Source organism: Mesorhizobium sp. M0816, assembly GCF_040320005.1.
In the GTDB taxonomy this organism is placed as follows: Bacteria; Pseudomonadota; Alphaproteobacteria; order Rhizobiales; family Rhizobiaceae; genus Mesorhizobium.
The window spans coordinates 82,897-107,872 of record NZ_JAMYOT010000020.1; the positions used below are offsets into that span (position 1 = coordinate 82,897).

21 protein-coding genes, 1 tRNA gene, 7 pseudogenes and 1 other annotated feature are annotated in these 24,976 nt (G+C 60.4%); of the genes and pseudogenes, 21 read left to right on the top strand and 8 right to left on the bottom strand.

Going from position 1 to position 24,976, the window contains the following annotated elements:
* Positions 1 to 8: 8 nt before the first annotated feature.
* A complete protein-coding gene (locus NKI17_RS26195; RefSeq protein WP_352622689.1) occupies positions 9 to 290 on the bottom strand; it encodes a metal-sensing transcriptional repressor in 282 nt (93 codons plus the stop codon).
* 142 nt (positions 291 to 432) lie between these two features.
* Positions 433 to 1,503, bottom strand: coding sequence for an NAD/NADP octopine/nopaline dehydrogenase family protein (locus NKI17_RS26200; RefSeq protein ID WP_352644367.1), 1,071 nt, complete (start codon positions 1,501 to 1,503; stop codon positions 433 to 435).
* A 319-nt stretch (positions 1,504 to 1,822) separates the two neighbouring features.
* Between NKI17_RS26200 and NKI17_RS26205 the strand changes: the two genes are divergently transcribed.
* From NKI17_RS26205 to NKI17_RS26240, 8 genes are all read left to right on the top strand, one after another.
* Positions 1,823 to 2,794, top strand: a complete 972-nt coding sequence (locus NKI17_RS26205; protein WP_023679362.1) for a LysR family transcriptional regulator — start codon at positions 1,823 to 1,825, stop codon at positions 2,792 to 2,794.
* Positions 2,791 to 4,254 carry an NAD(P)-binding domain-containing protein gene (locus tag NKI17_RS26210; protein WP_023679363.1) on the top strand — a complete coding sequence of 488 codons (1,464 nt, stop codon included), beginning with the start codon at positions 2,791 to 2,793 and terminating at the stop codon, positions 4,252 to 4,254. Before NKI17_RS26205 ends, NKI17_RS26210 begins: the two co-directional genes overlap by 4 nt.
* Positions 4,251 to 4,733 (top strand): CMD domain-containing protein, encoded by a 483-nt coding sequence (locus NKI17_RS26215; protein ID WP_352622741.1) that lies wholly within the window; start codon positions 4,251 to 4,253, stop codon positions 4,731 to 4,733. The genes NKI17_RS26210 and NKI17_RS26215 overlap by 4 nt, the downstream gene beginning before the upstream one ends.
* Positions 4,730 to 5,296, top strand: coding sequence for a peroxidase-related enzyme (locus NKI17_RS26220; protein ID WP_023679365.1), 567 nt, complete (start codon positions 4,730 to 4,732; stop codon positions 5,294 to 5,296). Before NKI17_RS26215 ends, NKI17_RS26220 begins: the two co-directional genes overlap by 4 nt.
* A 168-nt stretch (positions 5,297 to 5,464) precedes the next feature.
* A complete protein-coding gene (locus NKI17_RS26225; RefSeq protein ID WP_023679366.1) occupies positions 5,465 to 6,205 on the top strand; it encodes an amino acid ABC transporter ATP-binding protein in 741 nt (246 codons plus the stop codon).
* Between the two features lie 24 nt (positions 6,206 to 6,229).
* Entirely contained in the window at positions 6,230 to 7,057 is an 828-nt protein-coding gene (locus NKI17_RS26230; RefSeq protein ID WP_352644377.1) for a transporter substrate-binding domain-containing protein, read from the top strand.
* A 68-nt stretch (positions 7,058 to 7,125) separates the two neighbouring features.
* The gene (locus tag NKI17_RS26235; RefSeq protein ID WP_023679367.1) at positions 7,126 to 7,842 is read left to right on the top strand and encodes an amino acid ABC transporter permease; all 717 of its coding nucleotides are present in this window, start codon (positions 7,126 to 7,128) and stop codon (positions 7,840 to 7,842) included.
* 20 nt (positions 7,843 to 7,862) lie between these two features.
* On the top strand, positions 7,863 to 8,555 hold the full coding sequence (locus NKI17_RS26240) for an amino acid ABC transporter permease (RefSeq protein WP_352699551.1): 693 nt from the start codon (positions 7,863 to 7,865) through the stop codon (positions 8,553 to 8,555).
* Positions 8,556 to 8,748: 193 nt separating this feature from the next.
* On the opposite strand, the gene NKI17_RS26245 is transcribed toward NKI17_RS26240, so the two are convergent.
* A tRNA-Leu gene (locus NKI17_RS26245) sits at positions 8,749 to 8,830 on the bottom strand.
* Positions 8,831 to 9,048: 218 nt separating this feature from the next.
* Here NKI17_RS26245 and NKI17_RS26250 point away from each other — a divergent pair.
* Genes NKI17_RS26250 through NKI17_RS26280 form a run of 7 tightly spaced genes read left to right on the top strand, consistent with a single transcriptional unit; the run spans position 9,049 to position 16,720 of the window.
* The gene (locus NKI17_RS26250) at positions 9,049 to 10,263 is read left to right on the top strand and encodes an ROK family transcriptional regulator (protein ID WP_352699549.1); all 1,215 of its coding nucleotides are present in this window, start codon (positions 9,049 to 9,051) and stop codon (positions 10,261 to 10,263) included.
* A complete protein-coding gene (locus tag NKI17_RS26255) occupies positions 10,260 to 11,519 on the top strand; it encodes a M20 family metallopeptidase (protein ID WP_352907000.1) in 1,260 nt (419 codons plus the stop codon). The genes NKI17_RS26250 and NKI17_RS26255 overlap by 4 nt, the downstream gene beginning before the upstream one ends.
* 33 nt (positions 11,520 to 11,552) lie before the next feature.
* Positions 11,553 to 12,614 carry a substrate-binding domain-containing protein gene (locus tag NKI17_RS26260; protein ID WP_352621947.1) on the top strand — a complete coding sequence of 354 codons (1,062 nt, stop codon included), beginning with the start codon at positions 11,553 to 11,555 and terminating at the stop codon, positions 12,612 to 12,614.
* Positions 12,615 to 12,674: 60 nt separating this feature from the next.
* Complete coding sequence (locus NKI17_RS26265) at positions 12,675 to 13,736, top strand: substrate-binding domain-containing protein (RefSeq protein WP_352699545.1); 1,062 nt, start codon at positions 12,675 to 12,677, stop codon at positions 13,734 to 13,736.
* A gap of 35 nt (positions 13,737 to 13,771) precedes the next feature.
* Complete coding sequence (locus tag NKI17_RS26270; protein ID WP_352621950.1) at positions 13,772 to 14,746, top strand: ABC transporter permease; 975 nt, start codon at positions 13,772 to 13,774, stop codon at positions 14,744 to 14,746.
* A 12-nt stretch (positions 14,747 to 14,758) separates the two neighbouring features.
* Positions 14,759 to 15,958 (top strand): alanine racemase, encoded by a 1,200-nt coding sequence (locus NKI17_RS26275; RefSeq protein WP_352699543.1) that lies wholly within the window; start codon positions 14,759 to 14,761, stop codon positions 15,956 to 15,958.
* Between the two features lie 9 nt (positions 15,959 to 15,967).
* On the top strand, positions 15,968 to 16,720 hold the full coding sequence (locus NKI17_RS26280; protein WP_352699541.1) for an ATP-binding cassette domain-containing protein: 753 nt from the start codon (positions 15,968 to 15,970) through the stop codon (positions 16,718 to 16,720).
* 104 nt (positions 16,721 to 16,824) lie between these two features.
* Here the strand turns inward: NKI17_RS26280 and NKI17_RS26285 are convergent.
* Together NKI17_RS26285 and traG are read right to left on the bottom strand one after the other, a co-directional pair.
* Positions 16,825 to 18,243: pseudogene (locus NKI17_RS26285) on the bottom strand (transketolase-like TK C-terminal-containing protein); the annotation flags it as partial.
* Positions 18,216 to 19,655: pseudogene (gene traG, locus NKI17_RS26290) on the bottom strand (IncP-type conjugal transfer protein TraG); the annotation flags it as partial. The pseudogenes traG and NKI17_RS26285, both read right to left, overlap by 28 nt.
* Before the next feature lie 549 nt (positions 19,656 to 20,204).
* On the opposite strand from traG, the pseudogene NKI17_RS26295 reads away from it, so the two are divergent.
* Positions 20,205 to 20,375 (top strand): annotated as a pseudogene (locus NKI17_RS26295) (type II toxin-antitoxin system VapB family antitoxin); the annotation flags it as partial.
* A 77-nt stretch (positions 20,376 to 20,452) separates the two neighbouring features.
* On the opposite strand, the gene NKI17_RS26300 reads toward NKI17_RS26295, so the two are convergent.
* Positions 20,453 to 20,635, bottom strand: a complete 183-nt coding sequence (locus NKI17_RS26300; RefSeq protein WP_352907001.1) for a hypothetical protein — start codon at positions 20,633 to 20,635, stop codon at positions 20,453 to 20,455.
* Between the two features lie 307 nt (positions 20,636 to 20,942).
* Positions 20,943 to 21,242, bottom strand: a complete 300-nt coding sequence (locus tag NKI17_RS26305; RefSeq protein WP_352576674.1) for a DUF1236 domain-containing protein — start codon at positions 21,240 to 21,242, stop codon at positions 20,943 to 20,945.
* Between the two features lie 499 nt (positions 21,243 to 21,741).
* Here NKI17_RS26305 and NKI17_RS26310 point away from each other — a divergent pair, with 499 nt between their 5' ends.
* Both NKI17_RS26310 and NKI17_RS26315 read left to right on the top strand, forming a co-directional pair.
* Complete coding sequence (locus NKI17_RS26310; RefSeq protein ID WP_352757423.1) at positions 21,742 to 22,068, top strand: hypothetical protein; 327 nt, start codon at positions 21,742 to 21,744, stop codon at positions 22,066 to 22,068.
* Positions 22,069 to 22,267: 199 nt separating this feature from the next.
* Positions 22,268 to 22,475: pseudogene (locus NKI17_RS26315) on the top strand (IS66 family transposase); the annotation flags it as partial.
* Positions 22,476 to 22,858: 383 nt separating this feature from the next.
* Here the strand turns inward: NKI17_RS26315 and NKI17_RS26320 are convergent.
* Positions 22,859 to 23,410, bottom strand: a complete 552-nt coding sequence (locus tag NKI17_RS26320) for a hypothetical protein (protein WP_352644397.1) — start codon at positions 23,408 to 23,410, stop codon at positions 22,859 to 22,861.
* Between the two features lie 127 nt (positions 23,411 to 23,537).
* Between NKI17_RS26320 and NKI17_RS26325 the strand changes: the two are divergent.
* From NKI17_RS26325 to NKI17_RS26335, 3 pseudogenes are all read left to right on the top strand, one after another.
* Positions 23,538 to 24,060 (top strand): annotated as a pseudogene (locus NKI17_RS26325) (IS3 family transposase); the annotation flags it as partial.
* Positions 23,679 to 23,793: a sequence feature (AL1L pseudoknot), on the top strand. Its footprint overlaps the pseudogene before it by 115 nt.
* A 393-nt stretch (positions 24,061 to 24,453) precedes the next feature.
* A pseudogene (locus NKI17_RS26330) lies at positions 24,454 to 24,672 on the top strand (tyrosine-type recombinase/integrase); the annotation flags it as partial.
* Positions 24,673 to 24,788: 116 nt separating this feature from the next.
* Positions 24,789 to 24,930: pseudogene (locus NKI17_RS26335) on the top strand (transposase domain-containing protein); the annotation flags it as partial.
* Between the last annotated feature and the right edge of the window lie 46 nt (positions 24,931 to 24,976).

Consider the following 24,976-nt stretch of genomic DNA (forward strand, 5'->3'; position numbering starts at 1 on the left):
GGCGCTTCTCACAGGTACTTGGTGATGTCCTTGAACTCGTCGATCGAGCGGCGCTGCTCGCGCGCCAGCGGCCCGACGACGTCTTCAAGGCAATGGTTGAGATGATCCTGGATCAGGGTCTTCTTGGCTTGCGAAATGGCCTTCTCGACAGCATGAAGCTGCTGGGCAAGGTCGAGGCAGGGCCGACCCGCTTCGATCATTTCGATGACGCCCTTGAGATGTCCGTCGGCCCGTTTCAGGCGCTTGACGATATCGGGGTGGGTTTCGTGGACGTGAGATTGCTGGCTCATATCTTGATACTATCCTCCTGGAGGGGATACGACAAGCCTCAGAGCGGCCTCGATTCTGGTTTAAGCAACAACCATTCGTTAGGATTTGGAGAATAGTCGCCGCTCATGCCGAATCGGATCAGCGGCGCAGCTCTTTGTCTCGTCAAAATCCCTTACGGCAAAGGTTTTCAATATCCGCTTTTGCCAGTCCTTCGATGCCGAGTGCTGGAAGGATATTGTTGTCTCTCTTGAGATCGCGACCATAGGCTGCCGAGAATATGTTGATTCCAGACTCATGGAGGATCGCTGGATTTCCACTGATCTTCCCCAAAAGTACCGTCGGTAGCAGCCCGAAAGGAACGTCCTCGAGAACATAGCGGCTTTCGATAGTTGACGGGCCGAAGCCGCCGCGGCCTTGGCGATCCATCTCCTGGTTCATTTCCGAAACGGTGCCAATGGGGACGTGAAACGACAATGAAAAATGCTCTTCAACTGTGCGCACGGCAATTCCAAAATGGGCGGCGATCGCCAATCGTTCGGCGTCCAGAGCCTCGACAAAGCGTCCGACGGCCGGCGTGACGTTTCCACCCTGGCTCCACTGCTCGGCCTTCTCCATGCGTGTGAGATTGAGAAGGGCAATCCCCAGATGGTTCTGCGGATTGAGGTTGCTGAGCGCGATCGCAAGCAGGCCGTCGCGCTTGACGAAACGATCGCCGAACAGGGCCGTACAAAGCTCGAATCCTTGGTCCAGCGCATCGAAAGGCAGCGTCGCAACATCAAGCTTCTGGCGAACGGTGACAACATCGATTTCAGTCGGTCCGAGCTGGCGGCCGGTCACGAGCGTTGTGCCCCAGACGACGATCGGCAGGCTGACCTTGCGCTTTGCCAGTTGCTTGGAGAGATACAGCGCCCCGAAAGAACTATGCGAGCTGATGATGACCGGTACACCCTCGCTCAGATAAGGAGTGGCAGCATCCATCACCATCTTGTGGCCGTAAGCCGGCAGCGCGATCATCACCACGTCCGCATTGGCAATGGCATCTTTACAATCCTTGGCGATACGCACCGACACCGTTGCCTCGATAGCGCCCGTAGCCGTTAGCGATTCGCCGGTGGCCAGTGCCTTGGTGCGCTCTCCCGACGGCGACCAAAGCATTGGATCGTGCCCCGCCTCCGCCAAGTAGGCAGCAAGGCCGTAAGCAATTGCGCCGGCCCCCAGAATACTCACCCTCATAGGATTTCTCCTGTTCCAGTCTTTATGTATCGCAGCGCGGCGACCGCCATTGCATGCACGCCCAGCAGGCAGGCACAACTCGATCGAAACCTATCGCTTCCTTGAGCCTGGCTACCCATGAAATCGTCATCCATGGGGTTCAGCTGGAACGCGTTCGAGCCACACGGCCGAGACGGCCGGCGACGCTCTGTGGGCTTGCGAATCATTCCGACCGTACGGCGAATCACCGAGGCGTCTCCGGCCATATTATTTCCGCCTTGACATATATCAAATCCGCATGAGACGATCTTATCCATACACAACGCGCATGTAGGCGTAAATGGAAACACGAGATCTACAGGCCTTTCTTGCTGTTGCTGCCAGTGGCAGCATCACCAAGGCTGCCGAGATGCTCGGGTGTTCCCAGCCTTCGGTGACACGCACCATTCAGGATCTCGAGGCGGAGCTCGGCTTCGAATTGCTGCACCGTGTCGGTCGGCGGGTGCAGTTGTCCGAGGAGGGTGTGGCCTTCGAGGAGGAGGCGCGGCGCTTGCTGATGTCCTTCACCGAGCTAGCGGCGCGGGCCAAGATGATTGCCGCCGGCAAAGGTCGGATTCTGCAAATCGTTGCGACCTCTGCGATCGGAACTGGCTTGATCCCGACGGCTATGGCCGAGCTCAACGGTGTCGAGCTTCCAGACGAGACGCATCTCGGGCAGTTTCTCCCCTCGATCGTCGCGCAGGAAGTGCGCAGCGGACGTGCCGAGATCGGGTTTTCGAGCTTGCCGCTCGATACGCCCGGTCTGGATGTCCTGAGGCTCTATTCGGCGCCTGATGTTGCTGCCGTGCGGGAGGACGATCCGCTGGCTGAACTTGACGTCATACCGCTTTCCGCTTTTGCCGGTCGCCGCGTCGCCACATTGCTCAACCCCCTACGTTTCCAGTTGCATGTCTCCAAGGCATTGGCGGCCAGGGGCATCGACACCGGGCCAGTGATCCGGACGAATACAGCATATGGCGCGTTGCAGATCGTTCGGCGGACTGGCGTTGCGGCTGTCATCGATCCTCTCACCGCCTATGGCGTGGCCTTGCCCGGGGTCGTCATTCGCCCGATCGACGTGACCGTTCTTTTCTATTGGGGCGTTGTGGCTGCCGAGAAACGCCCCCTCCGTCCAGTCGCGCAGGCGTTGATGGATGCGGTCGAGGCGGTGGCTGAACGGTCGATCGTCGGCTTCAAGAAACTAGATCCGACCCTCGCTGGCCAATTGGTGAACGATCCTGCATCCGGCACAAATCACGGAACGGGAATATGAAGCATACCCCCGCCGCGCCAACGTCGACAGGTCTTGCTGCGCTCGAAGCACAGTTCGCGCAGGATCTCGACTTTCTCGAACTGCCCGCCAAGCCATGGGTTCCCGCGCGTTCGCGCGATGGCGTGCCGGTCCGTGATGTCGTGGTGATCGGCGCCGGCATGTGCGGACTTGCTGCCACGGCAAAGCTGGTACTGACCGGGATAACCAATGTCGTGGCCTATGATGCGGCTAGGGCCGGGCTCGAAGGACCATGGGTAACGTTTGCCCGCATGCAAACGCTCCGGTCGCCGAAAACCCTGCACGGTCCGTCGCTTGGCCTGCCGCAATTGACGTTCCGCGCCTGGTTCACGGCGCAATGGGGCGTTGAGGCCTGGCGGTCGCTGGACAAAATCCCCAAGGGCCAGTGGATGGACTACCTGGTCTGGTACCGCAAGGTTCTCGGTCTGCCGGTGCGCAACAGCGTGCGCATGACCGGACTGGCACCCGTTGGAGATCTGATTGCGATCGATGTCGAGGGCGCGGAAACCGGCCAGGTCCTCACCCGTCGTCTCGTTCTGGCCACCGGTCGGTCCGGTTTGGGCGGTTTTGCCGTGCCCGATTTCCTCAGCGGCATCGATCGTGCCTATTGGGCCCATTCTGCCGACGACATCGATTTCGATGCGCTGAAAGGCAAGCGCGTGGCGGTGATCGGTGCCGGTGCCTCTTCCATGGATAATGCCGCAACGGCACTCGAGGCGGGAGTCGGCTCTGTTGACATGTTGATCCGGCGCAAGGAAATGCCGCGCATTAACAAGCTGACCGGCATTGGCAGCCCGGGTGTTGTACTCGGCATGCATCACTTGCCCGATGCCTGGAAGTGGAAATTCTTCGATTATACCGCCTCGACCCAGACACCGCCGCCGCGTTCATCGACACTCCGCGTGTCTCGCCACCCCAATGCTCGGTTCCTTCTTGACTGCGGCATAGTTGCGGTGAAGGAGGAGGCAGGGACCCTGCTGGTGGAAACCACGCAGGGGCCGATTCGCTACGACTTCCTGATCGCGGCAACCGGCTTTTCAAATGACTTCAGCGGCCGCCCGGAATTTGCGGCGATCGCCCCACATATCCGCACCTGGTCGGATGGCCGATATAGGCCGGATATGGGGCCGGCTCGTGCAGGCATGTCGGACGCGCCGGATCTCGGTCCCGCCTTCGAGTTTCGCGAACGCGTCCCCGGCTCCTGCCCGATGCTGGCGCATATCCACTGCTTCAACGACGCCGCCATGCTGACCCACGGCAAGGTCTCCGGCGACATCCCAGCCGTCAGCGCCGGGGCCGACCGTCTGGTCCGCGGCATTGCCGCATCGCTGTTTGCCGAAGATGTCGAAACCCACTTCGCCAATCTGATCGCTTACGACATCCCGGAACTTCTGGGGGACGAATGGGTCGATTCAACGTTGCATAAGGAGGCCGCACTGTGATCGACGCCATGGATAAGGCCGCGGGGATTTCCCCGGACGATGCTCTTTTCACCGCGCGTCGGTTTCGGCCCGAATTCGTTCAAGGGGCGGAGGAATGTCGCCTCTCAGTCCTACAGCCGGCAAACGATCAGGGGCTAGCGCCGAATTTGAGGGTTGCTCTGGCCCATCGCATGGCCGCTCTGAATGCTGATCCAGTCCTGATGGCCGAATATGATGTGCAACTGGCTCAGCTTGGTTCGACGGAGCAGCTTCTGGCCTTGGCCCGCGGGGAAAAGGATCTGGAGGAACCGTTGGCGACCATCGCCAGGCATGTCGACCTGATCACGCTGACACCGAAAAGGGCGGAGGCGAGCCACATCGCCCTGCTCGCCAAAGCCGGGTTGAACAATCCGCAGATCGTCGCGCTCTCCGAACTGATTGCCTTCATCAACTTCCAGACGCGGGTGGCGACGGGCTTAAGACTGATGAGGTCGGCATGATTTCCTCGGTGCGCCTGAAGCCGCTGAACTGGCAGCCATACATCGCGCCGGTCGAGCTATCCGAGGCCACGCCGGAACAGCTCAATGCGATGAAGGTTACACCCTCCGCCAAGAAAGTTTCGGAATATGTACGGACCCTTGTGCATGATCCGGAAAGCTATCTTGCCCGCACCATCTTGTTCAACGCGATCATGTACGTCGAGGGTGGGCTCGCCCGTCCCGATCGCGAGCTTGGCGCCTTGGGCGCCTCGATGGTCAATGGTTGCAAATTCTGTGCCGTTGTTCACGCCCGCCGACATGCGGAGTTGACCAAGAGCGACGATGTGGTCACCGCGCTGTACCTCGACGAACCCGAAAAGCTTGGGCCGCGCGATGCGGCAATCTACAGCTTTGCCCGCCGGCTGTCGGCGGCGCCTTCGGAAGCGACCGCAGACGATATCGCCACGCTGCGATCCGTCGGCATGAATGATGCCGAGATCATCGACCTTATCCACGCCATCTCGATCTTCGGCTGGGCAAACCGGCTGATGCACGTTCTCGGCCATGCGGAGACCGGGAAATGACATTGCGTATCATCACCACGCCCAGGCGTCTCCAATCAGAGCCAGCTGAACTGGTGGCTCATAAGGATAAGAGGGAACCAATGCAGATGAGTTCTTGGCTGCTCCGCAATCATCCAGCTGTTCTGGCTGTTTGTCCCTCCTCTAGGAAATGAAGGACACCAATCAGAAATGCTCGAACTCAAAGATATAAAACTGTCCTACGGAAGCACGCAGGTCCTGAACGGCGTTAATCTTTCGGTGAAACGCGGAGATGTGGTGTCGATTATCGGGCCTAGCGGCACCGGTAAGACCACGCTGCTGAAGTGCATCAACTACCTGGCCAAGCCGTCATCCGGGACCATCGGGTTCGATCAGATCCAGATGGATTACCAGCATGCCGACAAGACCGCGGTCCAGGCGATACGGTTGCGAACAGCCATGGTCTTCCAGCAGTTCAACGTCTTCAAGAACATGACGGTGATTCAGAACGTTATGGATCCGCTCGTTGTGGTGCAGCGCAAATCCAGGGAAGAAGCGCAGGAAATCGCCCAACGGGAGCTTGAGCGGGTTGGCCTCTCCTCGAAGCGAGACAGCTACCCATCCCAGCTCTCGGGCGGTCAGCTCCAGCGTACCGGTATTGCACGTGCGTTGGCAGTTCGTCCGGATGTGATCCTCTTCGATGAGCCCACGTCATCGCTGGATCCTGAACTTGTTGGCGAAGTTCTGAAGGTGATTAGAGACGTCACGTCCTCTGGCATCACTTCGCTGCTTGTGACCCACGAGATGCAATTTGCAAAAAGCATCTCAAACCGCATCGTCTTCATGGATCGGGGCGTCGTTGCCGCCGATGGCAGTCCGGCTGAGATCTTCGATGCACCTTCCAGCCCAAGACTTGCTCAATTCCTGCAGTCAGAACTCGCATTTCAATAGTCCAAACAAGAAGGGAACCAAGAAATGTCTGCTATCAAATCCAATTTTTCCCGTCGCTATGCCTTGGCTGTCGCTGGCAGCATCGCAATTGCCCTTGCAACCGCAGGGATCAGCTATGGTCAGACCGTTCGCACGATCAAGATCGCGACGTCTGCCGAATCCAAGCCGCTGGCATGGGGCGCGATCGGCGTCGAGCCGCAAGGCTATGAGCCCGATCTTCTGAGAGCGATCAACGCAAAGCTCCCGCAGTACAAGTTTGAGATGGAAGGTGTTTCGGATATCGCGCAGGAAACCGGCCTCGCCACGGGCAAGTACGACATCGCGGTCGGTGGCTACTACAAGTCGCCTGAGCGCGCCAAGCAGTTCTTCATTCCGGAAAACCCCATGGGCGCCAGCCTGATGAAGATCTACAGCAAAAAAGGCAGCGGCATAAAGGAAATGAAGGACTTGGTCGGCAAGAGGATCGTTCCGACCACGGCCGGCGGTGGAACATACAAGTTCATCATGAATTGGCAAAAAGAAAATCCACAATACAAGCTTGAAGTAACGGCATCTAGCGCCGGTATTCCCTATCCGAACCGCCTGGACGAAGTTCAGAACGGCAAATTCGACGCGCTTGTCTTGCCGTCTAATCTCGGTGAGCAGACCGTCATCGAGGAAAAGAAGCTCGATATTGTGGCATCCGATCCGGTCTTCAGCAACAACACCTACATGCTGATTCACAGGTCGGACGAAAACAAGGTTTTAGCCGACGACGTGAACAAGGTTCTCAAGGAATTAAAAGACGATGGCACGATCGAAAAACTCTCGCAGAAATGGTTCGGCGAGGACATCGTCAAATACATGAAGTAACAGGACCTTTCGCCACACTATAGCGATAGCCAGCGGTAAGGCTGAATTGAAAGAAGGAGCGTTTCAAAGTGGATGTTTCTGCTATGATTCCCGAGCTGCTCTCGGCGTTGCCGCTGACGCTCGCCATTACCTTTACGGCCATGGTCGTCGGCTTTTGCTTGGCTCTCGTCGCGACAACACTCCGGGTTCGGAGGATACCGGTAATCAGTCATCTGACTGACCTCTACGTGTCCTATGCCCGGAGTGTTCCCGTCGTCCTGCAGTTGTTCGTCGCGTTCTATGGGCTGCCCTTGTTGGTGATCCTGTTCGGCGCCAAGGATTTTATTTCTGCAACGATCGCTGCGATGGTGGGGCTGAGCCTCTATCATGGAGGGTATCTGTCGGAAGTCATGCGACCTGCATACCTGGCCGTCGATCGCGGCCAGCATGATGCGGCCGACAGTCTGGGATATACCTTCCGCCAGAAAATCACCCGCGTCGTTGGCCCGCAAGCGGTGCACTTCGCATTGCCGGGCTATGGAAACTCCATCATCTACCTGATCCATAACGTTGCGCTGGTCATGTACATCGGGGCTGCGGACGTGATGGCGACCGCGCACTTGATCATGGAGCGCGACTATAACCAGTACCAGTTCGAAACGTACCTCGTGCTGGCGGTTATCTATTCGCTGATGTGCCTTGTCGCGTGGCTCGTCGTGCGCTTCTTCGAGCTCCGCTCCCCGATGCAAGCGCCAGAGACAACGACAACAGCTCAGATCAAGAACGCGGCCGTCGCGAGCGTGTGACGTAACGAGGGTATTCGACCATGTTTGATACCGACATTTTGCTCCAAGACTCGCGGGAAATTCTGGGCGCCGTACCCGTAACGCTTGCCATGGCGTTCACGATTTTCGCCCTGTCGACGATCGTCGGCAGCCTTTTTGCGCTCGTCGAACATAGGCGGATTCCCGTGCTGCGAGAGCTCATCATGGCCTACAAGGTCGTCTTCAAGGGCGTTCCGATGGTGATCGTGATTTTCCTCGCCTATTTCGGTCTGCCCCCGGCACTCCAGTTCCTGCTCTCGTTGCTCGGGATCAACTTCAACGCCCACGAAACGCCCAACTGGGTAATCCTTGTCATTGCAGTCACCGGTTGTGTTGCGGCGTTCCAAGCGGAGATCATCAAAGGAGCCCTCAACGCCTTCGATACCGGTCAGTCGGACGCCGCCCATTCGCTGGGCTATACAAGCGGCCAACTGTTCCGACGGATCCTATTTCCCCAGGTGGCCCTCACCGCAATTCCAGACCTGACAACCTCGATGATGGTGATCATGAAGGCGCTTTCCCTCGGGTTCGCCATCGAGGTTGTCGACATCTTCGCCCAGTCCCAGTTGACCGCCGCGCTGAATTACTACTACCTCGAAGCGTTCGTGATTGCCGTCGTGATCTACATGGTGATTGCCTATATCGTCACACAGATCGCCGACAGACTGGAGCAAGCCCTTAGGGTGCGGACGTGAGGGCAAGCATGTGGCACAGGATAGCCAAGCTTCGGATATCGAGCCGCACCTGGGAGGCAATTCTTTTGGGGATGAAAAGCTTGAGGCGAACCTCAAATAGCCGATGTAGGTACTGGTGATTTGACGCGATTCCGTGGATAGCGGTCCTCCGCCATCACCATCCCGCCCGACGACGCTACGATGTGCATGCTCGGACGGGTGGTCGGAATCGAACCGACACTCCTTTCGGAACTGGATTTTGAATCCAGCGCGTCTAGCAGTTTCACCACACCCGCAAGGTGCTATCTCATTGACCTCTTAACGCTCTCATACTGCACCTAGGTAGAAAGTGGCAGTTTGAGAATTAGGCGGCCGTCAACTCCTAACCTATTGAACTCTAATCCTATTGCCCTGCGTGCTGAAGCTAGACGCATCCTGATTTTGAGCGGCCAGTTGACGGCCGTCCAAAATGATTATTAAGTTCGGTCATAGAACGAATTAATCGGAGCCGCTGTTGAACGACGTCCCGCGCATTTCTCGTCAGTTCTCGCAGCGCTCCGTCATGGAGGCGATCGTGCAAGGCGGGCCGATCTCGCGCGCTTCGATCGCAAAGCAGACCGGCTTGTCCAAGCAGACAATCTCCGAGATCGTCAGGACACTCGAGCAGGAAGGCTGGGTGCAGGAGACAGGGCGCACGAGCGGACATGTCGGACGCACGGCTGTCACTTACGAACTCGTATTTGACGCGGCCTACATCGCGGCCGTCGACCTCGGCGGCGCCAAAGTCCGGGTCGCCCTCACCGATCTTGCCTGCCAGATATTCGCGGAGGAAACGGCGCCGACCGATCCTCGGGGCGGACAGTTCATCGTCGACCAGATCGTGGATCTGGCGCTTCAGGCGGCCGAGAGGCACCGAATCTCGCGCACAAAGATAAGGCTGGCGGTGATTGGTGTTCCCGGCGCACCTGACAAGAAGACGGGCCGCGTCCTGCTTGCCCCGAATATTGCCGGCTTTGGCACGATGAATGTCGTTCGCGCTTTCGAGCAGGCATTCGGGTTTCATGTAGTGATCGAGAACGATGTCAATCTGGCGGTGCTCGGCGAGAACTGGCAGGGGTGCGGCCGCGGTATCGACAATCTCGCCTTCATAGCGCTGGGTACCGGTATCGGCAGCGGCCTCATGGTTGGAGGCAATCTGGTGCGGGGCGCCAGCAATGCAGCCGGCGAGATGGGCTTTTTGCCGATTGGCGCCGATCCTTTCGCGCCGACATCGTTGCGCGCCGGCGCTTTCGAGCGCGTGGTCGCAACCAACGCCATGGTTGAACGCTACGCAGCGCTGACGGGCAACATCGTCAACGTGCCGACGATTTTCCACAGTGCATTGGCCGGAGACAGGCATGCCGCGACGGTGCTCGAAGAAACCGCGCGCTACCTGGCGCAAGGCATTGTGGCCATAGCGGCAATTGCCAATCCGCAAAAGGTCGTCCTGGGCGGCTCGATCGGGCTGCGGCCGGAAATCCTGTTGCGCGTTAGGGACCTGCTGCCGCGCTGCTTCCCCTATCCTATCGCCGTTGAGGCCAGCGAACTGGGGTCGCGGGCAGCGCTCATCGGCGCTGCCGCCATCGGGCTCAGCCAGTTGCACAACACACTGTTCGGCGTCGACGCGCCCGACGGACGCATTTCGCTCCCCCCAGCCAGTTCGGCCGTGCTGCGCGAGGCCACGCTATGACCGCCTTAAAGGACATCACCGCCCGCTTGCGCGCCGCCCTCGATCGCGACGCAGCGGTGGAGCTTCTGCAGGGGGCAATCGGCCGCGAAAGCATAACCGGTCACGAAGAAAACTTTGTCGCCTTCCTTGAAGACCGGATGCGCGTGCTTGGCTTGAGCGAAATTCGGCGTGCGGAATTCGCGCCCGGCCGGCCCAACGTCTGGGGTGAGCGCAAAGGTGCTGGCGCCGGCAAGCGGCTGCTCTTCATCGGCCACACCGATACGGTCCATGTCGAGGGCTGGCGCGAGCACTGGGCTGGCACCACCAAGCAGGATCCGTTTGCCGCGCCAATGATCGACGGGCAGATCTGGGGCCGCGGCGCTGGTGACCTCAAGGCCGGCATCTGCTCCGCGCTGTCGGCACTCTCTCTGCTCGACACCGCCGACATCCAACTGGCCGGCGATGTTGCCTTTGCCTTCGTCGGCGACGAGGAGAGCGGCCAGCCTGGAACCGGCGTCTCCGCCGGCATCAAGGACTTCGTCGGCCGCATCGAGAGAGGCGAAGTCTTGGCGCCCGATTTCGTCGTCTATGTGGAGCCTACCCGCCTTTCGGTTTATCCGGCCCAAATTGGCTTCTTCATTACCGACATCACCATCACCGGACGATCAGCCTATTTCGGCGTACCCGAACTCGGCAAGGATGCCTTGCGTGCAAGCCACGCCGTGATGAGCGCGCTATGGAAGCATTCGGAAGATGTTGCAACAAGAGCCGAGCACCCGCTGATTGGGCGTGGCTTCCTGCTGATCACCGGGCTTGCGGGCGGCGGCTACATCGCGGTGCCCGAACGCTGCACGTTGTCGCTGATCCGCAAGCTGTTGCCCGGCGAGTCGCTGGACGAGGCCGCCGCCGAAATCGAGGCAGTGGTGCGCGGCGCCATCACCGATCCCGAAATTATGTTGGCGTACGCCTATCCGGCAGGCCGCGATCATCCGCTCGGGGGTAACGCCGCCGAGATTGCACCTGACAGGCCGGAGGTCGGCGCTCTTGCTGCCGCCATGGCCCGATCGATGGCTGGTCGCGGCGCCATCGAAGGCGCGCCATTCTGGTCAGAGTCATCATTTTTCACCAACCGGCTCGGCATCCCCGCCGTGTACTGCGCGCCAGGCGACATTCGCAACTGCCACACCTTCGACGAACACGTCGATGTCGAGGAATATCTGGCGGGCGTCGTAGGCTTCGCCCGGTTCATGGTGGAGTATTGCGGCGTTACGGAATGAAGGACAACTGAGAGCGAAAATGGGAGAACTACCATGCTGATAGACAGACTTGTTGCTACAGCACTTGCAGGCAGCCTTATGCTGTTGGCCGGCGGAGCCGGCGCACAGACAGTGGGACCAAGCGGCGAGACGGCGACACCCAGCGCCGAGGTTAGATTGTCGGACGCAGACCTGGCCGCAGTAAAGGAGAAGGGCTACAAGGCCGCGCTGCTGTGGCACACCTCCTCAGACTTCACCAATGCGGTCACGTCCGGTGCCAAGGATGAATTTGCCCGTGCCGGCATTCAAATCGTCGCCACCACCGACGCGGGCTTTGACGCCGCGCGCCAGCGCAGCGACATCGAAACCGCGCTCGCGGCGAAGCCAAACGTCATCCTGTCCCTGCCCCTCGATCCGGTCACTTCGGCCGAGGCGTTCCGTCAGGCGCTCACCGACGGCACCAAGCTGGTATTCCTTTCCAATCTGCCGAAAGGCTACAAGCACGGAACCGACTATGCCGCCATCGTCACTGACGACCTGTTCCAGATGGGCAAGCAGGCGGCCGATGCACTGGCCAAGGCGCTCGATGGCAAGGGCAAGGTCGGCTACATCTTCCACGACGCCAGTTACTATGTGACGAACCAGCGCGACCAGGCTTTCAAGACAACGATCGAGAAGGATTATCCCGGTATCAAGATCGTCGCCGAGCAGGGGATCTCCGATCCGGCGCGGGCAGAAGAGCTGGCCAGCGCCATGCTCGTGCAGCATCCCGACCTTGACGGCATCTACGTCACCTGGGCCGAACCGGCCGACGGCGTGCTGTCGGCCTTGCGGGCAAGCGGAAACACCAAGACCAAGATCGTTACGCTCGACCTCGCCGAACCGGTCGCGCTCGATATGGTCAAGGGCGGCAACGTGACCGCACTGGTGGCCGACAAGGCGTATGAGCTCGGTCGCGCCATGGCCGCTGTCGGCGTCAAGGCGCTGCTCGGCCAGGAGACGCCGGCCTTCGTCGTTGCCCCGGCGCTTACCGTGACCAAGCAGAACGTTGCGCAGGGCTGGAAGGACTCGTTGAACCGCGACGCGCCGCAATCGGTGCTCGACGCAGCCAAGTGACAGGCGAATGCCCGGCGGCCAATCAGGGCCGCCGACACCATAAAAGCAAGGGGAACTGACATGCGCACAGCAATTGGAATGTTGTCGGCACTGGTAGCGCTCGTCGCCGCCAACGCCTTCGCAGCCGAGGGCACCACCACGGGACCGAACGGGGAAAAGCCGACGCCGGCAAAGAGCGTCGTGCTCACACCAGCTGAGGAGCAGCAGATCAAGGACGGCAAATACACCGCCGCGCTGGTCTGGCATGAGATGAGCGAATACACCAACGCGGTGAACAGCGGCGCCCAGGACGAGTTGAAGCGGCTCGGCATCAGGGTGGTCGCTCAGACCGACGCTGGCTTTGATGCAGCCCGGCAGAAATCCGACGTCGAGACAGTACTCGCCAAAAAGCCCTCGATCATACTGTCCCTACCGGTCGATCCCGCAAGTGCGGCCACCGTCTATGATCCTGCGCGCCAGGCCGGCGTGAAATTGGGATTCGTCGACAATTCGCCGGCAGGCTACGTTCAGGACAAGGACTATGTGACCATCGTTTCGGACGACCTTTTCCAGATGGGCAACAAGGCCGGGATCGCAATGGCCGACGCGCTCGGCAAGCAGGGCAAGGTCGGCTACATCTTTCACGATGCCGATTTCTACGTCACCAACCAGCGCGATGGAGCATTCAAGCACACGATCGAGCAGGACTATCCGGACATGAAGATCGTGGCCGAGGCCGGAATGGCCGACCCCGCGCGCAGCGAGGAAATCGCGCAGGCGATGATCACACAGCACCCAGACCTCGACGGTATCTACGTTACCTGGGCTGAGCCGGCGCTTAGCGTGCTGTCCACATTGCGGGCGGCCGGCAACAGCCACACCAAAATCGTCACGCTCGACCTGAACGAACCGGCGGCATTGGACATGGTGAAAGGCGGCAACGTTGCGGCACTCATCGCAGACGAAGCCTACGACATCGGCGTGACGCTGGCACGCGCCACGGCCGCCTCGTTGATCGGCAAGAAGGCCGCGCCGTTCATCGTGGTCGATTCCCTCGCCGTCACCAAGGACACTGTCAAGGACGGGTGGAAGCGGTCCCTCAACAAGGACGTGCCCGCGACCGTCGCGGCCGCCATGAAGTAGCGGCAGACAATGGCGCCCCGCCGGAGGAAGTGAGAATGTCGAGTATCAACACCAGCCCCGGCCGGGCAGCGAGCTTGGTCAGCCGCTTCAACCTGCAGCAATATGTCGTCTATCTCGGATTTCTGGCGATCTTCCTGTTCTTCGCGATCGTACTGAAGGACAGCGGTTTTCTGACGGTCCGCAACCTGTCGAACATCGTGCTGCAGACAGCACCCGTGACGATCATGGCGATCGGCCTCGTCTTTGTCATGTCGGCGGGCGAGATTGATCTTTCGATAGGTTCGATCGTTGCCGTGGCAGCCCTTGCCGCCGCGGTGGCGATAAACGCCTACGGCTTGTTGGCCGGGGTGCTGGCCGGCCTCGGCGCCGGCCTGCTGATCGGCCTGCTCAACGGCGCCCTCGTGGCTTACGTCAAGTTGCCTTCATTCCTGGTAACGCTGGCGACGCTCGGGTTGTTTGCCGGGGTATCTCGCTCGATGACCGATTTGCGGTCGATCCCGGTCACCAACGACGCCTTCACCGGTTTCTTCGGCTCGGGTTCTTTGCTGGGTGTCCCGTCGTTGATCTGGTGGACGGTCATTGCCGTTGCGATCGCGCATCTCATCTTTCGCGAGACGCGCTTCGGCGCCCATGTGCTGGCCACCGGCGACAACAGCCGTGCCGCCAGTGTTTCCGGCATTAGCGTGGCGCAGATAAGGCTGGCCGTTCTGACCATAAGCGGCGGGCTCGCCGGCCTTGCCGGGCTGCTCTATGCCGGCCGGCTGCAGGCTGCGAAATATACGCTCGGCGAAACCGACCTTATGACGGTGATAGCGGCCGTCATTGTCGGCGGAACCCTGCTTAACGGCGGCAAGGGATCGATTGTCGGTGCGCTGGTCGGCTCGCTGATGATGGGCATGCTGAACAACGGCCTCATCCTGATGGGCCTGTCCGTCTCCGACCAGATGATCGTGCGCGGCTTGATCATTCTTGCGGCGGTCGCCGTATCGCTGCGCGAAAAGTCCCGTTGAAGGAGTTTTGTCATGTTCCTCGATGTTCTGCGGCGCCGCAATCCGAGCTTTATAGAAAGCGCCACGCGCCTGCACCAGGAAGGAAAGCTGCCGGCTAATTCCTATGTGCTCGACCTCGATGCCGTCGAAAGCAACGTCCGGGTCCTGAAGCGCGAGGCCGACCGGTTCGGCCTGAAGATTTTCGCCATGACCAAGCAGGTCGGCCGCGCCAGTTCGTTCTGCCATGCGCTCAAGCGTGGCGGCATCGATCAGGCCGTTGCCGTCGACATGGCCTGCGCGCGGGCAACGCACAGAGCCGGCCTGAGGCTCGGTCATCTTGGCCACCTGCAGCAGATCGCAAGGCACGAGGCCAATGCGGCGGCCAAAACGTTCAGGCCGGACTATTGGACCGTCTTCAACGACACCAAGGCTGAAGAAGCCGCTGCCGGCGCAAGGCTCGCCGGGTACACGCAAAACCTGCTTGCCCGCATCCGCGCCGATGGTGACGTTTTCTACCGCGGCCACGAAGGTGGTTTTGAGGCGGCCGATATCGCCGCGGTCGCCGAAAAACTGGATGGTCTCGACGGCGCACGGTTCGCTGGTATCACCACCTTCCCGGCGCTGTTGTTCGACCAGACCACGCGAACGGTCCTGCCGACACACAATCTGGCGACACTGGGCAGAGCTGCCGAAGCGCTCGCCAAGTCCGGCCGCAGCAACATAGAGGTGAACGCGCCCGGCACAACGTCGAGTGTCCTGATTGGCGCGCTGGCCGAAGCCGGCGCCACGCAATGTGAACCGGGCAATGGCTTGGCCGGCACCACCGCGCTGCACGTCATGGAGGATCTGCCGGAGCTCCCTGCCGTTCTGTATTTGACCGAGGTCTCGCATTTGTCTGGCGGCAAAGCCTACTGCCTGGGTGGCGGCTTCTATATCGATCCGATCTTTCCGGACTACGAGGTGAAGGCAATCGTGTCCGCAGAACCCACCACGGCCGCCGCCGCGCTCAGAAGCGTCGAGGTGCCGCCGCCTGCGGCAATCGACTATTACGCAATGATTGACGCTAGCGGCGCCAATGCTCCACGCCCCGGCGACACGGCGGTGTTCGGCTTTCGCGGCCAGGCGTTCGTGACCCGCGCCTACGTGGTCGGCATCTCCGGTGTCTCAAAGGGGGCGCCCCAAGTCGAAACGATCGAAAACGGTTTTGGCGAAACCGCTGCCTGGCCTGTCTAGGAGCAAGTGATGAACGCGACCACGACCGGCACGGGCCCTGTTTTGCAGCTGCGCGACATCCGCAAGAATTTCGGCGGCCTCACCGCCATCGAAAATTTCTCGCTCGAGCTCTATCCCGGCGAGATAGTGGCGTTGGTCGGCGATAACGGTGCCGGCAAGTCGACGCTGGTCAAAATCGTGACGGGGGTGCATGCTCCGACATCCGGGACGATCATCATCGAGGGGCAGGCGGTGGCAATGTCGAGCGCCACCATGGCGCGCGCCCACGGCATTGAGGTGGTCTATCAGGACCTGGCGCTCGCCGATCAGCAGACCGTCTACATGAACATGTTTCTTGGCCGCGAGCCGGTGAACCGCTTCGGCCTGCTCGACCGACGCCGGATGATCGACGACACCGAAAAGCTGGTGAAGGATCTCGACGTTCGCATCCCATCGGCTCACGCCACCATCCGCGATCTTTCGGGCGGGCAGCGCCAGGGCGTGGCGATCGCGCGCGCCACGCACTGGGCAAGCAAGCTGATCCTGCTCGACGAGCCAACCGCCGCGCTCGGCGTTGCCGAGACCGCCAAGGTCGAGACGATTGTTCTGTCGCTGAAGCAGCGCAACATTGGCGTGCTGATCATCAGCCACAGCCTCGACCAGGTGTTCAGGCTCTCAGATCGGATCTGTGTTCTGAGACGTGGCAAACAGATCGGCGTGCGCAGGACCAGCGAGACCGACAAGAACGAGATCGTCGCCATGATCACCGGGCTTCAGCACTAGCCCGGTCCGACAGAGGCGCGCCGTTCAGATATTGCGTTACCCGAGCAGCGAGTGGGATGACTTCAGATCCACGATCAGGCCTCGGCCAGAGAATGTCGCCAGCATCAATCTAGAGCGCGCAGATAGCGGATGGGGCGGCCACCGGCAATCCGGTCGGCCGCTGTGGCTATGGAATTGGCGTCAATGCCGAAGTGGCGGTAAAGGTCGCCGATCGTGCCCGACTGGCCAAAATGCTCGACGCCGAGACTGCGCGTGCGATGGCCGTAGACCGAGCCCAACCAGCCGAGCGCGGCCGGATGGCCGTCGGTGACGGTGACGATGGCGCAATGCGCCGGGAGGTCGGCAAACAACCTTTCGACATGGCTCCTGGCGTGAACAAGGCCGCGTTCGCGTGCCCGGCTCGCGGCAGTCCAGCCTGCGTTCAGCCGATCGGCCGAGGTCACCGCCAGGAGACCGACGTCGCGACGGTCCTCCGCCATCATGCCGATAGCCTCGATGGCCTCCGGCGCAACCGCGCCGGTATAGGCAACAATCACTTCGGCATTGGGACCCGGAGGCCGCAGCCAGTAGCCCCCGTCGACGATGTCCTGCTCGAGTACGGGCGTCACGCTACGCGTGATCTGCTCGACCGGGCGCGTCGAGAGCCGCAGATAGACCGAACCGCCCGTCTCGTCGCGCAGCCACGTGCGCTCCGACTGCACGGCGTCGCCGTCGCGCTGCATATAATCCAGCGCAAAGCGCATGATGACGCCCAACTCGTCGACGAAAGCCGGCTCGTAGGCGGCAAGCCCGTCTTGCGCTATGCCGATCAACGGTGTGGCGATCGACTGATGCGCCCCGCCTTCCGGCGCCAATGTGACCCCGGACGGCGTGGCGACCAGCAGGAAGCGCGCGTCCTGATAGCAGGCGTAATTGAGCGCATCGAGACCGCGCTGGATGAACGGATCGTAGAGCGTGCCGATCGGCAGTAGCCGTTTGCCGAAAATCGAATGCGACAGCCCAAGGGCCGACAGCAGGATGAACAGATTGTTCTCGGCGATGCCGAGTTCGATGTGCTGGCCGGAGGTGCCGAATTCCCATTTCTGCGCCGAGGCGATGCGTTCGCTGCGGAAAGTGTCGGCGAGTGACTGACGCGCGAACAGGCCGCGCCGGTTGACCCAGGGGCCGAGATTGGTCGAAACCGTGACATCGGGCGATGCCGTGACGATCGCGTCGGCGAGCGGCCCGCCAGCCCGCGCAATCTCGTCCAGAATTCTGCCGAAGCCGACCTGCGTGGAGACGCTGCCTTTGGCTTCCGCGACGAGACGACCAGGGACCACGATGCGCTGGGCGCGCCGGCGCCGCTGGCCCTTTGCCGCGAACGGAACGGCATCGAGGAACCGTTGCAGCTCCAAATCCCCAACAGGCAATCCCTCGAAGGCGTTCCACTCCCGCCCGTCGCCGACCGACATCGAGGCGCGGAGGACCGCCATCTGATCCCTGGTCATCAGGCCGGCGTGGTTGTCTTTGTGGCCGGCGAGCGGCTGGCTGTCCGCTCGTCATTGGTGGCGAAGCTTACCCGTACGTGACAATTGTCGAGGATGGAATTGTTCGGTCCGTAGGCCTTCTCGATCTGATTGAGTGATTGTGCGATCAGGAACGACTTGATGCCATAGCCGGCCATGAAGGCCAGCGCGCTTTCGAAGAAATCGAGCCGGCCGAGCGCCGGGAACTCGTCGAGCATCATCAACAAACGCTGTCGATGATCCTTCGCATGGAGATCTTCCGTCAGTCGGCGGCCGATCTGGTTAAGCACGAGGCGGATTAGCGGCTTCGTGCGGCTGATATCCGATGGCGGCACGACCAAATAGAGGCTCGTCGGCCGTCTCTCCTCGACAAGGTCGGCGATCCGCCAGTGGCAACATGAGGTCACCTTGGCCATAACCGGATCGCGGTAGAGGCCCAGAAAACTCATGGCCGTCGAGAGCACGCCGGAGCGCTCGTTTTCGGATTTGTTGAGCAGTTCTCGGGCAGCCGACGCCACGACCGGGTGCGGGCCGGCTTCGCCCAGATGCCGGGTCAGCATCATGGCGCGCAACGTCGTCTCGATTGGCCTCTGTGGATCGGAGAGGAAGTTCGCCACGCCGGCAAGGGTCTTGTCTTTCTCCGCATAGAGCACATGCAGTATGGCGCCGACCAGCAGCGCATGGCTGGTCTTCTCCCAGTGGTTGCGGCGTTCCAATGTGCCTTCCGGGTCGACCAGGACATCCGCCACGTTCTGCACATCTCGAACTTCCCGCTCGCCTCGTCGCACCTCCAGCAGAGGGTTATAGGCCGCGGATGCGGCATTGGTCGGATCGAACAGAAGCACCCGGCCGAAATGTGCGCGCCATCCGGCCGTCAGTTCCCAGTTTTCGCCTTTGATGTCGTGGACAATTGCCGAACCCGGCCAAGTCAGCAGCGACGGCACGACCAAGCCAACACCCTTGCCGCTTCGGGTCGGCGCAAAACACAGCACGTGTTCGGGACCGTCATGGCGTAGATAGTCGTGGTCGAGCTTGCCGAGCACCACGCCATCAGGACCGACTATGCCTGCGGCTCTGATTTCGGCTCGCGTCGCCCAGCGTGCCGAGCCATAGGTCGCGGAGTCCTTTGCCTCGCGCGCGCGCCATACCGACATCCCGATCGCGGTGGCGATCGCCATCAGGCTGCCGCTTGCCGCAATCGCCGCGCCCTCAACAAAGACCTTCGGCGCGTAGGCGTCATAGAAAAACCACCACCAGAAAAATGCCGGCGGGGGATAAATGGGCCGTCCCGCCAGTTCGAACCAGGACGGACCGAGTTGGCTCTGAAAGCCGAGCCGCCATGCCGTCCATTGTGTCGCTGCCCATGTTGTCACGAGGACGAACCCAAGGGTGGTGAGGACCTGTCCCCACAAAATCTTGGTTGCCGGCACTTGTCGTTTCTCCGATCTGAATCACCCGAACAACGAAGAAAGACCGAGTGTCGAGATATGCAAGCGGAAGGAGTTGTCAAAAGCGGCAGGACGTACTGTGAGATAGAAAGACTTGCAGAATTCGGTGCGAGACTTCTTTGGAAAGTATTTCACTTGGGCGGAGAGATCAGATTCGGGTCGTTGCCATTGCGCCACCTGGAACAATCGTGACTGTTCTCATTCTGGTGGTCGTGAAGGAGATCAACTAAATCGCAGATCTGCACAACTATCCCACTTGCGCCTCGAATGGGAAAGGGGTCCGACACCTGGCACATGGAACGTCCGGCCCAGAGCCGCTCGATCTCTTGTGCCCGATCGCACTGTCTGCCGACGACCTGATCACGTGCAGCCGCGCATAAGATCCACAAATTGCAAGATGATCGCGGCTGCGGTGGCTATTTGTCGACGAAAGCCGGCTGCAGGACCGTCGCTGGTTCTCAATGGAGACTGCCGCAACCGCGCCAAAGCGCGACGTTATCGGGAACGAACCCGTGCGTTGGGTTTAGCTCCGCTTCGCAGCGCGCGCTGGAGGAGCGCCTACGTCGATTCGGATCCGACGCTCGCAAGCCGGCAATGCTGGAAGACCTAGCTGCCAGCCGCCGGCGCTGGGCCGCCCTGCCCGTGCTCGATGCTCGCAGCGCCGACGAGATCATCGGGGGCGCGGCCAGCAAGGACGCTTAGTGCGCAATCGATAGGACCTCCTCGCAACCCCGTTTGGACATGGACTTGGAATAGCTGAAAAACGCTCTCGACAGCCGTTATTTGGAGTGGCGCGCGGCAGCGATGGCCTGCAAGAGATTAATGCTGCTCATGTCAGGTTGACTGGATGCGGCAACAGCCAGTGCTGCGGCATCGGCCATTTTCGCGACGTCGTCGCTGCTGATGGTTCCGCGCTTTTCCAGCAGGTTTAAAAGTTCGACAACGAGAAGGAAGGCGTTCACGCCATACCGTTCGGCTCTGAGCTCAAATTCGCCCCGCGCAGTTCCTCCGAGTCTCCCTCGACCCTTTTGTCCATGGTTTGATCGCCGCCCGCGGCAAAGCTATTATAAATTAACAACGTATTCTAACCCTCCGTGATCTGGAAAAACCCGCCGTGCCCATCAGCACGGCGGGTTGATCAAGCGTTGCCCAAGGCCTGGTGCTGGCGGATCTATAGATCGATTGCCGCCCGACAGCCTATCAAACACGCTTCGTCCCCGCGCCGCCTAACTTGGTAACGGCGGGCTTCTCCTCCCCAAATCGTTCAGGTCACTGGATGACTTTGACGATCTTGCGTGTGCCTGGATCAACGACAACGGTCCGGTCGTCGACGACGACGTAGCGGTATTTGACGTTCGGGACCTCATGAAGCTCGACTGTGTCGGGCAGGGTTGAGCCGATATTGAGCTCCACTCCAGGAATTTTCACCGAAGCGAGTGGCTGCTTTTTCACATATTCCTTAATCACCGTCTCCTGTTCCGGGTCGATCACCACGTCCTGAGCGGCGGCAGCACCGACACCGGCCAGCAGCAGAAATCCCGCGGCTGCGGTGGAAAGACGCATTCTCATAGCTATCTCCTTGTGAGCTCTCTTGCACTGGACGCGAAACTTTGCGCCAAAGCTTCCCCAAACATGAAGCTTGTGCAGACGTTCCTCACTGAGTCTTCGGTCTGGCCGTGCGTAGGACCAAAGTCTGCGCTGCAGCGCGCAATAGCCCCGCACATGCAGCCACCCGGAACTGTGTCTGTTCGTACTCGTTGGCGTGGCTCAACGGAGGAGCCTATGGAGAACAGTGTCCACCAAGCTCGCTGGCTGCTTGCACCGGTTTTCGCCGTCTCCATCACCTTCTTGGTGAGAGGAATGGTTGCTAGCTGATGCTCGCTAGCCAGAAATGACGCTCCAACAGCCCCGAATTTGTATCTGCGCAGAAAAGTGCCTTCCTGCGCTGATAGGATCCGCCCGCCATTCCTCGATTGGCGGGCGGATCCTCATTTCCCAGCTGCGTCGGATGTCGAGTGAGTAGGAAAACGGAAATGGACGAGAACAAGAGCAATCGAGACTTGTTCACTTGTTCGACCGAGGCCGCCTGTCGGTCGATGCGCTTTATGAGGTGGAACATTTCGCGCGGGAAAATGGCGTGTGGCCGAGCCAGGTCAGCAAGCTGATCAAAAAGAACGGCAACGACCGTCTGACCCTCACCAAGGCAGTGAAGAGCTGCGCGATCGGCATTGAAAAACCCGCCGCACTCTACAGCACGACGGGTCGATCGAGCGTTGCGCCGAGCACGGGCGTGGGCGCTGGGGTGGGCTGTGCCCGGTGCGGCCCGATCGTAACAAACGATACGTGCGCGGCTGCTTGGCGTCTACCAACCGCCAGTTGGGGACAATTTTCGTAGCCGGTTGGGGCGGACAATCATTGCAAATGTCCTCCTTTTACATACCGTTCACTCGTTCATCCCGACGGGCGCTAATTTTGATCACCAGTGACGGCCTTTCTGAAGCATGGGGGTTCCAAAAATCCCTTTCAACAGGCCGGTTTATACCCGTCCGATCCAGAGCTTCGCCAACGCGTTTTCGACCAGGTTTGGAGTGACGAGGTCGGCAGACGAACGCCGTGCGTCGCCAGGAAAGGAGCCGCGCTATCGTCGCCGATCTCGAACCTTGGCTGCGCGAGAAGCTCGGCCTGATCAGCCACAAGACAAAGCTCGCCGAGACGATCCGCTACACTCTCACGCGCTGGGAGGGCCTCTCGCGCTTCCTCGACGACGGTCGCATCGAGATTGACAGCAACACCGTCGAGCGGGACCGAACAATCGACGCCCGCCTGCAGCAGCTCCATGGCAGCGCTGTGCCTCAAAACATGGGGCGCCGAAGCGTTCGAACGCAACCGGAAGGTGCCCATTGGTCCAAGCATGGCGTCGTCAGCAGCGTGAGAGTGGCGATATCCGTGTATGACAGCAGAGTTGAAGGCACGGTCAAACACTAAAAGCCGGCGCCGTGTGGGCAAATTGGACGTCCATTGCCGCAGCAATTTCGGTCATGATGGGAGCAATTATGGCCGGGGCTATCTTTGCCTCTCCCCCGTTCCCCTGGCCTCCAGAACCTGCGAAACTTCGCCATGCGGGCAACATATCACCATGGCGACAAATAAAAACCCCGACCGGAGCCAGACGGCTGTTCTGAGGCCTACCGCTTAACGCACATCCGCGGTTCCGCTGTGCCGCAGATTTCACCTATGCCGCAATCGAGATCGCGACTGCAGGGCGGCGGCATCTGCGGCGGCTCCAGCACGATGAAGGGCGTCATCACCTTTTCGCCGGGCGCAACCAGCTGCGGTGCTGCCGCTCCGGCGGGGCCAAGCGACCGGATATAGCGGTAGAGCGAGCGCACGTCGGTTTCGTCCATCTTGCGGAGATTGTACCAGGGCATTGGCGGCGCTGCGTCGAAAAAGCGGGCAATGCGCACGAACTCATCTTCGCCGTCGTCTGCCACCATGAGCCGCAGGTTGGCCGGATAGCTCGTCCCCCATGGACCCTGGAAACCGATGTTGCTGCCCTTGAGCGCCTTCTCCGGGTCGATCTTCCCGCCGCTTTCCCGATAACCCATGGTGTGACAGTCGTGGCAGCTGCCGGTAATCGAGACGTAGAGGCCGCGTTCGACCGAAGGTTCCTCGGCGCGGGCCGGGATGTGGGCGAGCGAGAAAAGCACGGCACTGCACAGCAAAACGATCGTGCGCATGGCATCCCCCGAAGCAAATGCGGAAGAGAGACTATCAAGCCTAGCATCACCCGGGCAAATGAAAAACCCCGGCGGGGGCCGGGGTTCTGAGTGAAACGTGGCGGCTCGTTATCTCACGCCAGCCGCACTGGATGGCTGGCTGAAGCGGATGGAGGTGGACAGCGGCCAACGTGCAGGGGTTCCCCACCGAGATGACGGCGCGGATGAAGGCTCTGGAGCGGGAGAACCGGGAGCTTCGGCAGGCCAATGAGATCCTGCGGAAAGCAGCCGCTTATTTTGCCAAGGGGGAGCTCGACCGCCCGTTCAAAATGATCGCCTTCATTGATGATCATCGTGGCGACTACGGGATCGAGCCAATCTGCAGGGTTCTGCCGATTGCCCCGTCCACCTATCACGCGCGTGCGGCACAACACCACGATCCTTCCCGCCTGTCATTGCGGGCGAAACGGGATTTAGCTCTGAAGCCGGAGATCACAAGAGTGTTTGCAGAGAACTTCGCCGTCTATGGCGTGCGCAAGGTGTGGCGGCAATTGAAGCGCGAAGGCTTCGATGTGGCCCGCTGCACCATTGAACGATTGATGCGGGAGACCGGGCTGAACGGCGCCATCCGCGGCAGGCCGTTCAGAACCACGATCAGCGACAAGGCCGCGCCCGGTGACGTCGTGATCGGGCCGACTGGTGCGGTCAAGGTCATGGTGGCGACGAGGCCAGTCGACTTCCGGAATTATGTGGAGCGTCTGATTATGCGGAGTCCGCAGCGGCAATTGCTTGCCGCCTGCGGTATTTGAGCAGCGATCACTCGACATAATCTGCCGATCGGCTGACGGACTTCAGCACTGCCAGCAGCCTGGCGGGAGTGCGGAAGCGACCCGACTTGAGCGACGGTGGCGCCATCGCGGCAAGCGGTCGGCTCGGCCCGCAGGTAGATTTCAGTGCTTTGGAGGCTGGCGTGACCGAGCCAGAGCGAGACTTTGCGGACATCCCGGGTCGCCTGCAGCGTGTGCATGGCGCAGGTGTGCCGTCTATGTCGACCAAGACATAAGCGGCACACCGCCGCCGTGGAATTGCTGCAGGCCGGTGTCGATTGCTCGGTCATTGCCCTGTGGCTGGGCCATGAGACGATGGAAACGACGCTGATCTATCTTCACGCACATCTTGAGCTGAAGGAATCCGCACTCGCCAAGCTGAAGCCGTACGAACGCGCCAAAGCCGAGCGATTTCGACCAAACGACCGGCTTCTGGAATTCCTGAACGCCCTTTGAGCATGAGAATTATGCCGAGTGTCAACGACTGGCCTGCGGCCAAAAAACGGCGGGAGAAGCACGCTCTGACCGCCATGGTGAAAGAGGCACTCGGCATAGTTCGACGGTCGGCATAAACATGCAAACTTAACGGCATCGAGCCGCTCGGCTATCTCGCCGACGTCCTCACTAGGATCGTCAACGGCTATTAACAGCCGAATCGACGATCTCCTGCCATGGGCCTACGTCACCGCACCCAATCTCAAGGCCGTGATCTGAATTCGGGTGATACGCGGCCTCGCCAGTTCATTCGGCTAGTTCAAGA